This window comes from Enterobacter sp. 6722112 (assembly GCF_058661685.1).
Genome location: NZ_JBZWGR010000007.1, coordinates 474010 through 488972 on the forward strand (window position 1 = coordinate 474010; position 14963 = coordinate 488972).

The following is a 14963-nucleotide window of genomic DNA, read 5'->3' on the forward strand; positions in this document are numbered from 1 at the left end:
AAATGAGGTAGAACCATGCGAGTGTTGAAGTTCGGCGGTACGTCAGTGGCAAATGCAGAACGTTTTCTGCGTGTTGCCGATATCCTGGAAAGCAACGCCAGGCAGGGGCAGGTTGCCACCGTGCTCTCTGCCCCGGCCAAAATCACGAACCACCTGGTGGCGATGATTGAAAAAACCATCGGTGGTCAGGATGCACTACCGAACATCAGCGACGCCGAGCGTATCTTTGCCGATCTGCTTCAGGGGCTGGCCGACGCCCAGCCTGGTTTCCCGCTGGCGCAGTTGAAAAGCACCGTTGAACTTGAATTTGCCCAGATTAAACACGTTCTTCACGGTATCAGCCTGCTTGGTCAGTGTCCGGACAGCATCAACGCGGCGCTGATTTGCCGGGGTGAAAAACTCTCTATCGCCATCATGGCAGGCGTGCTGGAAGCGCGCGGTCACCACGTGACGGTCATCGATCCGGTTGAAAAACTGCTGGCTGTGGGCCACTACCTTGAATCCACCGTCGACATTGCCGAGTCGACACGCCGTATTGCGGCGAGCAAAATCCCGTCTGACCATATGATCCTGATGGCAGGCTTTACCGCCGGTAACGAGAAGGGCGAACTGGTGGTGCTGGGGCGTAACGGCTCTGACTACTCCGCCGCCGTGCTGGCCGCCTGTTTACGCGCAGACTGTTGTGAGATCTGGACTGACGTCGACGGCGTTTATACCTGCGATCCGCGCCAGGTGCCGGACGCCAGGCTGCTGAAGTCGATGTCGTACCAGGAAGCGATGGAGCTTTCCTACTTCGGCGCTAAAGTTCTTCACCCGCGTACCATCTCCCCGATTGCCCAGTTCCAAATCCCTTGCCTGATTAAGAATACCGGTAACCCTCAGGCGCCGGGCACGCTGATTGGCGCCAGCGCGGATGAAGATGACCTGCCGGTGAAAGGCATTTCTAACCTCAATAACATGGCGATGTTCAGCGTCTCCGGCCCGGGGATGAAGGGCATGGTCGGCATGGCGGCACGCGTCTTTGCCGCTATGTCCCGCAACGGGATCTCCGTGGTGCTGATCACGCAGTCTTCTTCCGAATACAGCATCAGCTTCTGCGTTCCGCAGGGTGATTGCCTGCGTGCCCGTCGCGCGCTGGAAGAAGAGTTCTATCTGGAGCTGAAAGAAGAGCTGCTGGAGCCGCTCTCGATTCAGGAACGTCTGGCGATTATCTCTGTGGTCGGCGACGGCATGCGCACCCTTCGCGGTATCTCCGCCAAATTCTTTGCCGCGCTGGCGCGGGCTAATATCAATATCGTGGCGATTGCCCAGGGCTCATCAGAGCGTTCCATTTCCGTTGTCGTGGATAACGATGACGCCACTACCGGCGTGCGCGTGGTGCATCAGATGCTGTTCAACACCGACCAGGTGATTGAGCTGTTCCTGGTGGGCGTCGGTGGTGTCGGTGGCGCGCTGCTGGAGCAGGTGAAGCGCCAGCAGGAGTGGCTTAAGAAGAAACATATCGATTTGCGCGTTTGCGGCATTGCGAACTCGAAAGCGTTGCTGACTAACGTCCACGGTCTGAATCTGGAAAACTGGCAGGCGGAGCTGGAAGAGGCGAAAGAGCCATTTAACCTGGGCCGCCTGATCCGCCTGGTGAAAGAATATCACCTGCTTAACCCGGTGATTGTTGACTGTACCTCCAGCCAGGCGGTGGCCGATCAGTACGCCGACTTCCTGCGCGAAGGGTTCCACGTGGTGACGCCAAACAAAAAGGCCAACACCTCGTCGATGGATTACTATCATCAGCTGCGGCTGGCGGCGAGTAAGTCGCGCCGTAAGTTTCTGTATGACACCAACGTGGGCGCGGGCCTGCCGGTCATCGAGAACCTGCAAAACCTGCTGAACGCGGGCGACGAACTACAGCGTTTCTCCGGCATCCTCTCCGGCTCCCTGTCGTTTATCTTCGGCAAGCTGGACGAAGGGATGAGCTTGTCGGAAGCCACCCGCGCCGCGCGCGAGCTGGGCTACACCGAGCCGGATCCGCGCGACGACCTCTCCGGCATGGACGTGGCGCGTAAGCTGCTGATCCTGGCGCGCGAAACTGGCCGCGAGCTGGAGCTTTCGGATATCGTGATTGAGCCGGTGCTGCCAGCAGAATTTGATGACAGCGGTGACGTCAGCGCCTTTATGGCCAGGTTGCCGCAGCTTGACGACGCCTTTGCCGCACGCGTTGCGAAAGCCCGTGATGAAGGTAAGGTATTGCGCTATGTTGGCAACATTGAAGAAGACGGCGTCTGCCGGGTGAAGATTGCCGAAGTGGATGGCAACGATCCGCTGTACAAGGTGAAAAACGGCGAGAACGCCCTGGCGTTCTACAGCCATTATTATCAGCCACTGCCGCTGGTGCTTCGCGGCTATGGCGCAGGGAATGATGTGACGGCGGCAGGCGTGTTTGCCGATCTGCTGCGTACCCTGTCATGGAAGTTAGGAGTTTAAGATGGTTAAAGTATATGCCCCGGCTTCCAGCGCCAATATGAGCGTCGGATTTGACGTGCTGGGCGCGGCGGTCACGCCGGTGGACGGTTCGCTGCTGGGCGATACGGTTACGGTTGAGGCGGCAGAGCGCTTCAGTCTGAATAACATCGGCCGCTTCGCCAGTAAGCTGCCGTCTGAACCGCGCGAGAATATCGTTTATCAGTGCTGGGAACGCTTCTGTCAGGAGATCGGCAAAAACGTGCCGGTCGCCATGACGCTGGAAAAGAGCATGCCGATTGGTTCGGGGCTGGGCTCGAGCGCCTGCTCGGTGGTCGCCGCGCTGGTGGCGATGAATGAGCATTGCGGCAAGCCGCTGAACAACAGCCGTCTGCTGGCGCTGATGGGCGAGCTGGAAGGGCGCATCTCCGGCAGCATTCATTATGATAACGTGGCGCCGTGCTTCCTTGGCGGCATGCAGCTGATGATTGAAGAAAATGGCATCATCAGCCAGCAGGTGCCAGGGTTTGATGAGTGGCTGTGGGTGCTGGCCTATCCGGGCATTAAAGTGTCTACCGCCGAAGCGCGTGCGATCCTGCCAGCGCAGTATCGTCGTCAGGACTGTATCGCCCACGGGCGTCATCTGGCGGGCTTTATTCACGCCTGCTACACCCGTCAGCCGCAGCTGGCGGCGAAACTGATGAAAGACGTCATTGCCGAGCCGTATCGCACGAAGCTGCTGCCGGGCTTTAACGAAGCGCGACAGGCATCCATGGATATCGGCGCACAGGCGTGCGGCATCTCCGGCTCCGGCCCGACGCTGTTCGCCTTATGCGACAAGCCAGACACCGCGCAGCGCGTGGCGGACTGGCTCTCTAAACACTACCTGCAAAATCAGGAAGGCTTTGTTCATATTTGCCGTCTGGACACGGCTGGCGCACGAGTACTGGGATAACGAATGAAACTCTACAACCTTAAAGATCATAACGAGCAGGTCAGCTTCGCGCAGGCGGTAACGCAGGGGCTTGGCAAAAATCAGGGGCTGTTCTTCCCCCACGACCTGCCGGAATTTCAGCTGACCGAAATCGATGAGCTGCTGAAGCAGGACTTTGTCACCCGCAGCACCAAAATTCTGTCTGCCTTTATCGGCGACGAAATCCCGCAGGAGCTGCTCGAAGAGCGCGTGCGTGCGGCGTTTGCTTTCCCGGCGCCGGTGAAGCAGGTGGAGCCTGACGTTGGTTGTCTGGAGCTGTTCCACGGCCCGACGCTGGCGTTCAAAGATTTCGGCGGTCGCTTTATGGCGCAGATGCTGACCCACATTAGCGGCGACAAACCGGTGACCATTCTTACCGCGACTTCAGGCGATACCGGAGCGGCGGTGGCCCATGCGTTCTACGGCCTGAAAAACGTCCGCGTGGTGATCCTCTATCCGAAAGGCAAAATCAGCCCGCTTCAGGAAAAACTGTTCTGCACCCTTGGGGGCAACATTGAAACCGTGGCGATCGACGGCGATTTCGATGCCTGTCAGGCGCTAGTGAAGCAGGCCTTCGATGACGAAGAGCTGAAGGCGGCGCTGGGGCTGAACTCTGCCAACTCCATCAACATCAGCCGTCTGCTGGCGCAGATCTGCTACTACTTCGAAGCGGTGGCGCAGCTGCCGCAGGACGCGCGCAATCAGCTGGTGGTTTCCGTGCCAAGTGGGAACTTCGGCGACCTGACGGCAGGCCTGCTGGCGAAAGCACTCGGCCTGCCGGTGAAGCGCTTTATCGCCGCCACCAACGCCAACGACACCGTGCCGCGTTTCTTGAAGGACGGAAAATGGGCGCCGAATGCGACTCAGGCCACGCTCTCCAATGCGATGGATGTGTCACAGCCTAACAACTGGCCGCGTGTGGAAGAGCTGTTCCGCCGTAAGGTCTGGCGTCTGGGCGATCTGGGTTACGCAGCGGTGACGGACGAAACCACTAAAGCCACCATGCGCGAGCTGAAAGCGGTGGGCTATATCTCTGAGCCGCACGCGGCGATTGCCTATCGTGCCCTGCGCGATCAGCTTCAACCGGGTGAGTATGGCCTGTTCCTCGGCACCGCCCATCCGGCCAAGTTCAAAGAGAGCGTGGAAGCGATCCTGGGGGAAACGCTGCCGCTGCCAAAAGAGCTGGCCGATCGCGCCGACCTGCCGCTGCTGTCTCATGAGCTGCCCGCAGACTTTGCCGCGCTGCGTAAGCTGATGATGACCCGAGCGTGATTGTGCTGCCCGGTGGCGGCTTCGCCTTACCGGGCCTACAACGGCGAACTCATCGTAGGCCGGGTAAGCGCAGCGCCACCCGGCTTTTTTGTGAAGAAATTAAGGAGAAAAACAGCAGGAAAAAAGCAGAAATTCCCAATAAATGCGGTCACTTAGCGTTTAGGATTGCAGAGAATAACATCCCCCGTCCCCATCACGTACTCTCCTTACATCGGCCCACGTTGGGCAAGAAGAATAAGGAGTCACCTATGTCTACACTGAAACCTGCACTTATCGCGCTTTCACTGATGCTGGTCGCTCCCATGGCGGTGCAGGCAGCTGAGATCACCCTCGTGCCAGCGGTAAAACTGCAAATTGGCGATCGGGATAATAACGGGCACTACTGGGATGGCGGCCGCTGGCGCGACCATGACTGGTGGAAAGCGCACTATGACTGGCGCGATAACCACTGGCGTCCGCACGATGAACATCGCGATCGTGACGATCACCACCGTCATGACGATCGTCGCCCGGGCCCGGACCGGAAGCACCATTAACACAAACCCCGCCAGCTGGCGGGGTTGTCTTTTTATTGCTCGTGACGCTTAAACACCAGCTCGTTTTTTCCTGACGATGCCTCGTCGAAAAAATACCCTTCACTGTTAAAGCCAGTGAGCTGCTCTGGCTTCGTCAGACGGTTTTGAATGATGAAGCGGCTCATCAGACCGCGCGCTTTTTTGGCGTAGAAGCTGATCACTTTAAATTTGCCGTTTTTCTCGTCGAGGAACACCGGCTTGATAATGTCCGCATCCAGCTTTTTCGGTTTCACCGATTTGAAGTACTCATCGGAGGCCAGGTTGATCACCACGTTGTCCCCCTGGGCTTGCAGCGCCGCGTTAAGCTTGTCGGTAATGACATCGCCCCAGAACTGGTACAGATCTTTACCTTTAGCGTTTTCCAGGCGGATACCCATCTCCAGACGATACGGCTGCATCAGATCCAGCGGTCGCAGCACCCCGTACAGGCCGGATAACATGCGCAGATGCAGCTGGGCAAAATCGAAATCGGCTTCGCTAAACGTTTCTGCTTGCAGGCCAGTGTAGACGTCACCTTTGAAGGCCAACAGCGCCTGGCGGGCGTTGGCGGGCGTGAAGTCAGGCTGCCACTCATGAAAACGGGTGGCATTCAGGTCGGCGAGTTTATCGCTGATGCTCATCAGCGAAGCGATTTGCGGAGCCGAAAGCTTACGCGCCTCGTGGATCAGCTGTTGCGAGTAGTCCAGCAATTCCGGCTGGGTATAACGCTCAGTGGCGAGCGGGCTCTGGTAGTCGAGCGTTTTGGCAGGTGAAATCAGAATCAGCATATCCAGTCCTTGCAGGAAATTTAGAGCGACTTTAACAAAAAATCGCCCTGAATTGATCGATAGCTGTTATTGCCGCGGCAAATCATCCCAGGTGCCAGGGGCAATTTGTGACTCGATTTCGGGATAGCGTGAGGCGTCAAAGACGGGCTGTACGCCGAGCTTGCGCTGACGCAGATAATCGCGCGCGATCAGCGCCACAACCGGTGAAAGCAGCAAAATGGCCGTCAGGTTCGTGATGGCCATCAGCGCCATAATGACGTCCGCTATTTGCCAGATCATCGGCATGCTGAGCAGGCAACCTACAAACACCATCGCCAGCACGCCCGCGCGAAGGATGTTGCGGGCCAGACGCGAGTCAACTTTCAGGAAGATAAGGTTGTTTTCGGCATAGATATAGTTCACCGCAATGGAACTAAAGGCAAAAAGTCCCACGACAAGTGCGACAAGGCCCGCGCCCCAGCCGCCGACGAGGGAGACCAGCGCCTGTTGTACCCAATGAATGCCTGCCGTACTACCGGACGGTTGTTCAGCGGCACCGGCCAGCAGCATTATCATCGCGCTGGCGGAGCAGATAACAATGGTGTCTGTGAAGACGCCAATCATCTGTACAATGCCCTGCGCGGCGGGATGTGGGGGCCAGGATGCGGCCGCTGCGGCGGCATTCGGCGTGGAGCCCATTCCCGCTTCGTTGGAGAACATACCCCGCTGAAAACCCGCAGTGAGTACCTGGCTAAGGGTGTAACCCAGCGCGCCGGAAGCCGCTTCGCGCCAGCCGAACGCGCTTTGGAAAATGGTGACGATGACGTTCGGCACCTCGTCGATATGTATCGCGCATACCATCAGGCTGGTGGACACCCACAGCAGCGCCATCAGCGGAACCAACCACTGCATCAGGCGGGCAACCCCTTTGAGCCCGGTCACAATGGTCAGCAGGGTGAGAAGGGCAAGCGCGCCGCCCGTCAGCCACTCCGGACAATTGAAGGCAAAGCGCAGCGCGTGGGCGACGGAATTTGCCTGAACGGTATTGAAAATAAGGCCATAGGCAATCAGCAAAAAGATCGAGAACAGAACGCCCATCCAGCGCATTCCCAGCCCGCGAGCCATATACCAGGCGGGACCGCCGCGAAACTGACCTTTGCCGTCTTTTTCTTTGTAGAGTTGCGCAAGCGAGCATTCAGCAAAGGAGGTGGCCATACCGATAATCGCCGTCACCCACATCCAGAATACCGCGCCCGGACCGCCCGCGCCGATCGCCAGCGCGACACCGGCCAGGTTACCGCTGCCGACGCGCGCGGCCAGGCTGGTACAGAGCGCCTGAAACGAGGTCAGGCCGCCCGGCTGTGTGGTGACGCTGTTTTTCAGACTTCTGCCAAATTTGCGGATATAGCGAAACTGAATCAGACCGCTGCGCCACGTAAACCAGATACCTGCTCCTGAAAGCAGGTATATCATGATCGAACCCCAGAGGACTTCGTTGATAAAGAAAAAGAAATCAGGCACTAACGTCCCTCTTGTTGATGCCAAAGTGAATATGTAAGCGCTACCACTGATTGTGCATGCTGTTACTTAGCAGCCTGTTAATATTCTGAGTTTATCATACTCTGCCTAAGCGCACTGTCTGCGGTTGCGCTGCCTCTCACTCGTGTTATCATCAGGGCAGACCGGTTACATCCCCCTAACAAGTAAACCTGTCATTTTTCCGCTGCTGGCAAGCTGTCGGTAGTGTGAATTATCCAGGGCACGTTAAAAGAGAAACACTATCATGACGGATAAATTGACCTCCCTTCGTCAGTTCACCACTGTCGTCGCTGACACCGGAGATATCGCGGCAATGAAGCTGTACCAGCCGCAGGATGCCACAACCAACCCTTCTCTGATCCTTAACGCCGCGCAGATCCCTGAGTATCGCAAACTGATCGACGAGGCGGTGACCTGGGCAAAAGCACAGAGCAATGACCGCGCGCAGCAGGTTGTGGATGCTACTGACAAACTGGCAGTGAACATCGGTCTGGAAATCCTGAAGCTCGTTCCTGGCCGTATCTCTACCGAAGTTGATGCTCGCCTGTCCTACGACACCGAAGCGTCTATCGCAAAAGCAAAACGCCTGATCAAACTGTACAACGATGCGGGCATCAGCAATGACCGTATCCTGATCAAACTGGCGTCTACCTGGCAGGGCATCCGCGCTGCTGAGCAGCTGGAAAAAGAAGGCATCAACTGTAACCTGACTCTGCTGTTCTCCTTCGCGCAGGCGCGTGCATGTGCCGAAGCTGGCGTATACCTGATTTCTCCGTTCGTGGGCCGTATTCTGGACTGGTACAAAGCCAACACCGACAAGAAAGAGTACGCGGCGTCTGAAGATCCTGGCGTGATTTCAGTGACTGAAATCTACGAATACTACAAACAGCACGGCTATGAGACCGTTGTTATGGGCGCAAGCTTCCGTAACGTCGGCGAAATCATCGAGCTGGCTGGCTGTGACCGCCTGACCATCGCTCCTGCGCTGCTGAAAGAGCTGGCAGAAAGCGAAGGTGCTATCGAGCGTAAACTGTCCTACACCGGCGAAGTGAAAGCACGCCCTGAGCGCATCACCGAGTCCGAGTTCCTGTGGCAGCACAACCAGGATCCAATGGCCGTAGATAAACTGGCGGACGGTATCCGTAAGTTTGCTATCGACCAGGAAAAACTGGAAAAAATGATCGGCGACCTGCTGTAATCATTCTGCGTGACCGGGTTCCCGGTCACGCGTCTTTCCCCCGCCTCTGTCTGAATTTTCTCTCTGCGTGTATCATTCCCTTTAATCAGTACTTTTTGAATGGAATGGATATGAATACCTTACGCATCGGCTTAGTGTCGATTTCTGACCGCGCCTCCAGCGGTGTTTATCAGGATAAAGGCATCCCTGCTCTGGAAGAGTGGCTGGGCAGCGCGCTCACTACCCCGTTTGAGATCCAGACTCGCCTGATCCCGGACGAGCAACCGATCATCGAGCAAACCCTGTGTGAACTGGTGGATGAGATGAGCTGCCACCTGGTGCTGACGACGGGCGGAACCGGCCCCGCGCGCCGCGATGTAACGCCGGACGCGACGCTGGCTATCGCCGATCGTGAAATGCCGGGCTTCGGTGAGCAGATGCGCCAGATCAGTCTACACTTTGTCCCGACGGCCATTCTTTCCCGTCAGGTCGGGGTGATCCGCAAACAGGCGCTGATCCTGAACCTGCCGGGGCAGCCGAAGTCGATAAAAGAAACGTTGGAAGGGGTAAAAGCCGAGGACGGCAGCGTTATCGTCCACGGTATCTTTGCAAGTGTACCGTATTGTATACAACTGCTTGACGGTCCGTATGTGGAAACTGACGGCAATGTGGTAGCAGCATTTCGCCCTAAAAGCGCTCGCCGCGAAACAATCTCCTGAAATTCTTTAAAATGTGACATTAGCGCCAGCCGCGGTAGCGTGTAAATGGATTTACGATATAGTAATTTTTTCTTTACGATTGCTGTAAAAAATAATCCACAACACATGCACAATGGTTCGCTATGTCACATAACACCCGACCTCTGAATCGACAGGACTACAAAACCCTCACGCTCGCTGCCCTGGGCGGCGCGCTGGAGTTTTACGACTTCATCATCTTTGTCTTCTTCGCCGCCGTTGTGGGGGCGCTGTTTTTCCCGGCGGATATTCCGGAATGGCTGCGTCAGGTACAAACCTTCGGCATTTTCGCTGCCGGCTATCTGGCGCGTCCGCTGGGCGGCATTGTCATGGCGCACTTTGGCGATCTGGTCGGGCGCAAGAAGATGTTTACCCTCAGCATCCTGCTTATGGCCGTGCCGACGCTGGCGATTGGGCTTTTGCCTACCTATGAGTCGATGGGCATTATCGCCCCGTTATTGCTGCTGCTGATGCGTATTCTCCAGGGCGCGGCCATCGGCGGGGAAGTGCCGGGCGCCTGGGTGTTTGTCGCTGAGCACGTCCCGGTGCGCCGCATCGGCATTGCGTGCGGAACGCTGACCGCAGGGCTGACGATCGGGATCCTGCTTGGCTCCGTGGTTGCAACCATCATCAATACCAGCATGACGCAACAGGCCGTTCACGACTGGGGCTGGCGTATACCGTTCCTGCTGGGCGGGGCGTTTGGGCTGGTGGCAATGTACCTGCGACGCTGGTTGCAAGAGACGCCAATATTTCTGGAAATGCAGCAGCGGAAGGCGCTGGCGCAAGAACTGCCGGTGAAAACCGTAGTAGTGCGGCATAAAAAAGCGGTAATGGTGTCGATGCTTCTGACCTGGCTGCTGTCTGCGGGGATCGTGGTGGTCATTTTGATGTCGCCGGTCTGGCTGCAAAAACAGTACGGTTTTGCGCCTGCCGTGACGTTACAGGCGAACAGTATCGCGACAATTATGCTCTGCTTTGGTTGTCTGGCCGCCGGGCTGGCGGCGGATCGTTTCGGCGCAAGCGCGACCTTTATTGTCGGCAGTTTGCTTCTGGCCGCGTCGAGCTGGGCATTTTATCATCTTGCGGGCACCCATCCTGAACAGCTGTTCCTGCTGTACGGTGTCGTCGGGCTGTGCGTGGGCGTCGTTGGCGCCGTACCGTACGTAATGGTCCGCGCCTTCCCGCCGGAGGTACGCTTCACTGGGATCTCTTTCTCTTATAATGTCTCGTATGCCATTTTCGGTGGGCTGACCCCGATTGTGGTGACGGTGTTGATGGGGGTGTCACCCCTTGCACCTTCGTGGTACGTGCTGGCGTTATCGCTGATGGGACTGGTTTTGGGGGTGTGGCTTCGCCAGTCAGAGGGACGTCGTGCCCGCGACGCGGGCACGACAGAGGGATCAGTGTTTTTCACCAATCGGTAGAATGGTGCGGTCGAACTGCTCGTTCAGCACTTCACCCATGGCCAGGTAGATTGCGCTTGCGCCGCAAACCAGACCTACCCAGCCGGCAACGTGAACGATGCCTTCGTTATCCGCCAGGTGACCGATGGCCAGCAGAGCGAACAGTACGGTCAGGCTCAGGAAGACGAATTGCAGTGCGCGGTTCGCCTTAAGGGTACCGAAGAACATGAACAGGGTGAACACGCCCCACAGTCCCAGGTACACGCCCAGGAAATGGGCGTTTGCCGCCTCTGCCAGGCCCATTTTAGGCATCAGCAGAATTGCGACCAGAGTCAGCCAGAAGGAACCGTAAGAGGTAAAGGCGGTTAAGCCGAAGGTGTTGCCTTTCTTATATTCCAGCAGGCCCGCAAAGATCTGTGCGATACCGCCGTAAAAAATGCCCATCGCCAGGATAATGCCGTCCATCGGGAACATCCCGATATTGTGCAGGTTCAGCAGAATGGTGGTCATGCCAAAACCCATCAGGCCCAGCGGAGCCGGATTAGCCAACTTAGTGTTGCCCATAAGTCCTCAAAAAAATCATCATTAATATGGTGAAATGGTTAAACCCGCGCCAGTTCTACCTGACGGGGCGCGGCATCATAATGGGCGGCATCGACGCCGTCTATGATCTCACCGGGGTGAAATTAAAAAATTTTTTATCCTTCCCCCTTGATGGATGCTGTTGTGACCCCATCTTGTAAGCAACCGCAGTGTGTGGACCTGAAAAAAATCAAATCTGGGCAGTTGAAAAAGCACGTTCTGCCCTTATTACAGGTACACAACCACATGTTGACTGAATTTTTAGTGGAGACGTTTAGATGGGTAAAATTATTGGTATCGACCTGGGTACTACCAACTCTTGTGTAGCGATTATGGATGGCACTACTGCACGTGTGCTGGAGAACGCCGAGGGCGATCGCACCACGCCTTCTATCATTGCTTATACCCAGGATGGTGAAACTCTGGTTGGTCAGCCGGCTAAACGTCAGGCCGTGACAAACCCGCAAAACACCCTGTTTGCGATCAAACGCCTGATTGGCCGCCGCTTCCAGGACGAAGAAGTTCAGCGTGACGTTTCCATCATGCCTTACAAAATCATCGCAGCCGATAACGGCGATGCATGGCTTGATGTGAAAGGCACCAAAACGGCACCTCCGCAGATCTCTGCTGAAGTGCTGAAGAAAATGAAGAAAACCGCGGAAGATTACCTGGGTGAGCCGGTAACTGAAGCTGTTATCACCGTACCTGCTTACTTCAACGATGCTCAGCGTCAGGCAACCAAAGATGCTGGCCGTATCGCAGGTCTGGAAGTAAAACGTATCATCAACGAACCAACCGCAGCAGCACTGGCTTACGGTCTGGATAAAGAAGTTGGCAACCGTACTATCGCGGTTTACGACCTGGGTGGTGGTACCTTCGATATCTCTATTATCGAAATCGACGACGTTGACGGCGAAAAAACCTTCGAAGTTCTGGCAACCAATGGTGATACCCACCTGGGTGGTGAAGACTTCGATACCCGTCTGATCAACTACCTCGTTGACGAGTTCAAGAAAGATCAGGGCATTGACCTGCGTAACGACCCGCTGGCCATGCAGCGACTGAAAGAAGCCGCTGAGAAAGCGAAGATCGAGCTGTCTTCCGCTCAGCAGACCGACGTGAACCTGCCGTACATCACCGCAGACGCGACCGGTCCAAAACACATGAACATCAAAGTGACCCGTGCGAAACTGGAAAGCCTGGTAGAAGACCTGGTGAACCGTTCTATCGAGCCACTGAAAGTTGCATTGCAGGACGCTGGCCTGTCCGTGTCTGACATTCAGGACGTTATCCTGGTAGGTGGTCAGACTCGTATGCCAATGGTTCAGAAGAAAGTGGCTGAGTTCTTTGGTAAAGAGCCACGTAAAGACGTGAACCCGGACGAAGCGGTTGCTATCGGTGCTGCGGTTCAGGGTGGTGTTCTGACGGGTGAAGTAAAAGACGTACTGCTGCTGGACGTTACCCCGCTGTCTCTGGGTATCGAAACCATGGGTGGCGTGATGACTCCGCTCATCAACAAAAACACCACTATCCCGACGAAACACAGCCAGGTGTTCTCTACCGCTGAAGACAACCAGTCTGCGGTAACCATCCATGTGATTCAGGGTGAGCGTAAGCGCGCGGCGGATAACAAATCTCTGGGTCAGTTCAACCTGGACGGTATTAACCCGGCACCACGCGGCATGCCACAGATCGAAGTCACCTTCGACATCGATGCTGACGGTATCCTGCATGTGTCTGCGAAAGACAAAAATAGCGGTAAAGAGCAGAAGATTACCATCAAGGCATCTTCTGGCCTGAACGAAGCGGAAATCGAAAAAATGGTTCGTGATGCCGAAGCTAACGCGGAATCCGACCGTAAGTTCGAAGAGCTGGTTCAGACCCGTAACCAGGGTGACCATCTGCTGCACAGCACCCGTAAGCAGGTTGAAGAAGCGGGCGATAAACTGCCAGCGGAAGACAAAACTGCGATCGAAACTGCACTGAGCGCGCTGGAAACGTCTCTGAAAGGCGAAGACAAAGCGGACATCGAAGCGAAGATGCAGGAGCTGGCACAGGTTTCTCAGAAGCTGATGGAAATCGCTCAGCAGCAGCACGCACAGCAGCAGGCGGGCGCTGATGCTTCCCAGAACAACGCGAAAGACGACGATGTTGTCGACGCTGAGTTCGAAGAAGTGAAAGACAAAAAATAATCGCCCTGATGCAGGGTAAGTAATCGGCACGGGCGTAGGAGAATTCTCCACGCCCGTGCTCGCATGTTAAGGGGCTTAAAAAAACCAATGGCAAAGCAAGACTATTACGAGATTTTAGGCGTTCCGAAAACTGCGGAAGAGCGTGAAATCAAAAAGGCGTATAAGCGCCTGGCCATGAAATTCCACCCTGACCGTAATCAGGGTGACAAAGAGGCTGAAGCCAAATTTAAAGAGATTAAAGAAGCCTACGAAGTCCTGACCGATGCACAAAAACGTGCGGCCTATGATCAGTACGGTCACGCGGCCTTTGAACAGGGCGGCATGGGCGGCGGTGGATTTGGTGGCGGCGGCTTCGGCGGCGGCGCTGATTTCAGCGATATCTTTGGTGATGTATTTGGCGATATCTTCGGCGGCGGACGTGGTCGTCAGCGCGCGGCGCGCGGCGCAGACCTGCGCTACAACATGGAGCTGACGCTTGAAGAAGCGGTTCGCGGCGTCACCAAAGAGATCCGTATTCCGACGCTGGAAGAGTGTGACGTTTGCCACGGCAGCGGCGCGAAAGCGGGGACTCAGCCACAGACCTGCCCAACCTGTCACGGTTCCGGTCAGGTGCAGATGCGCCAGGGCTTCTTCGCGGTGCAGCAGGCCTGTCCGCACTGTCATGGTCGCGGTACGCTGATTAAAGATCCGTGCACCAAATGCCACGGTCACGGTCGCGTGGAGAAAACCAAAACGCTGTCCGTTAAGATCCCGGCAGGCGTGGATACGGGCGACCGCATCCGTCTGGCAGGTGAGGGTGAAGCCGGCGAGCACGGCGCACCGGCAGGCGATCTGTACGTTCAGGTTCAGGTGAAGCAGCACGCCATCTTCGAGCGTGAAGGTAACAACCTGTACTGTGAAGTGCCGATCAACTTTGCGATGGCGGCGCTGGGTGGCGAAATCGAAGTGCCGACGCTGGACGGTCGCGTTAACCTGAAAATCCCTGGCGAAACCCAGACCGGGAAGCTGTTCCGCATGCGCGGCAAAGGCGTTAAATCCGTTCGCGGTGGCGCGCAGGGTGACCTGTTATGCCGCGTGGTCGTGGAAACGCCGGTCGGCCTGAACGATAAGCAGAAACAGCTGCTGAAAGAGCTTCAGGAAAGCTTTGGCGGCCCGACGGGTGAGAAAAACAGCCCGCGCTCCAAAAGCTTCTTCGATGGCGTCAAAAAATTCTTCGACGATTTAACCCGCTAACCCGCCAGCTGGTTACTATCCTTTAAAGCCCGGAAGCGATTCCGGGCTTTTTGTTTATAGCGTTATTCCTCGGTTAA

At 56.3% G+C, this 14963-nt stretch carries 12 protein-coding genes; 9 read left to right on the top strand and 3 right to left on the bottom strand.

The window, feature by feature from the left end; genetic code table 11:
- Positions 1-15: 15 nt before the first annotated feature.
- From thrA to AC4OVU_RS03895, 4 genes are all read left to right on the top strand, one after another.
- On the top strand, positions 16-2478 hold the full coding sequence (thrA, locus tag AC4OVU_RS03880) for a bifunctional aspartate kinase/homoserine dehydrogenase I (protein WP_023295899.1): 2463 nt from the start codon (positions 16-18) through the stop codon (positions 2476-2478).
- A 1-nt stretch (position 2479) separates the two neighbouring features.
- The gene (gene thrB, locus AC4OVU_RS03885; RefSeq protein WP_022650380.1) at positions 2480-3409 is read left to right on the top strand and encodes a homoserine kinase; all 930 of its coding nucleotides are present in this window, start codon (positions 2480-2482) and stop codon (positions 3407-3409) included.
- Positions 3410-3412: 3 nt separating this feature from the next.
- A complete protein-coding gene (gene thrC / locus AC4OVU_RS03890; RefSeq protein ID WP_110292496.1) occupies positions 3413-4699 on the top strand; it encodes a threonine synthase in 1287 nt (428 codons plus the stop codon).
- Between the two features lie 248 nt (positions 4700-4947).
- Positions 4948-5235: a DUF2502 domain-containing protein gene (locus AC4OVU_RS03895; RefSeq protein ID WP_015572627.1), complete on the top strand. Its 288-nt coding sequence runs from the start codon at positions 4948-4950 to the stop codon at positions 5233-5235.
- Positions 5236-5267: 32 nt separating this feature from the next.
- Here the strand turns inward: AC4OVU_RS03895 and yaaA are convergent, their stop codons facing one another.
- Both yaaA and AC4OVU_RS03905 read right to left on the bottom strand, forming a co-directional pair.
- Complete coding sequence (gene yaaA, locus AC4OVU_RS03900) at positions 5268-6041, bottom strand: peroxide stress protein YaaA (RefSeq protein ID WP_015572628.1); 774 nt, start codon at positions 6039-6041, stop codon at positions 5268-5270.
- A gap of 66 nt (positions 6042-6107) precedes the next feature.
- Positions 6108-7541, bottom strand: coding sequence for an alanine/glycine:cation symporter family protein (locus tag AC4OVU_RS03905; protein WP_491928623.1), 1434 nt, complete (start codon positions 7539-7541; stop codon positions 6108-6110).
- Between the two features lie 262 nt (positions 7542-7803).
- Here AC4OVU_RS03905 and tal point away from each other — a divergent pair, with 262 nt between their 5' ends.
- The 3 genes from tal to AC4OVU_RS03920 all read left to right on the top strand — a co-directional run bounded on the left by tal (position 7804) and on the right by AC4OVU_RS03920 (position 10900).
- Positions 7804-8757, top strand: a complete 954-nt coding sequence (tal, locus tag AC4OVU_RS03910; RefSeq protein ID WP_003856481.1) for a transaldolase — start codon at positions 7804-7806, stop codon at positions 8755-8757.
- Between the two features lie 110 nt (positions 8758-8867).
- A complete protein-coding gene (gene mog, locus AC4OVU_RS03915; protein ID WP_017383820.1) occupies positions 8868-9455 on the top strand; it encodes a molybdopterin adenylyltransferase in 588 nt (195 codons plus the stop codon).
- Between the two features lie 122 nt (positions 9456-9577).
- Positions 9578-10900, top strand: coding sequence for an MFS transporter (locus tag AC4OVU_RS03920; RefSeq protein ID WP_045141628.1), 1323 nt, complete (start codon positions 9578-9580; stop codon positions 10898-10900).
- Here the strand turns inward: AC4OVU_RS03920 and satP are convergent.
- Positions 10877-11443: an acetate uptake transporter gene (satP, locus tag AC4OVU_RS03925; protein ID WP_003856474.1), complete on the bottom strand. Its 567-nt coding sequence runs from the start codon at positions 11441-11443 to the stop codon at positions 10877-10879. The genes AC4OVU_RS03920 and satP overlap by 24 nt on opposite strands.
- 296 nt (positions 11444-11739) lie before the next feature.
- On the opposite strand from satP, the gene dnaK reads away from it, so the two are divergent.
- On the top strand, positions 11740-13653 hold the full coding sequence (gene dnaK, locus AC4OVU_RS03930; RefSeq protein ID WP_006810169.1) for a molecular chaperone DnaK: 1914 nt from the start codon (positions 11740-11742) through the stop codon (positions 13651-13653).
- A gap of 87 nt (positions 13654-13740) precedes the next feature.
- Positions 13741-14886 carry a molecular chaperone DnaJ gene (gene dnaJ, locus AC4OVU_RS03935; protein ID WP_014830600.1) on the top strand — a complete coding sequence of 382 codons (1146 nt, stop codon included), beginning with the start codon at positions 13741-13743 and terminating at the stop codon, positions 14884-14886.
- Positions 14887-14963: the final 77 nt, after the last annotated feature.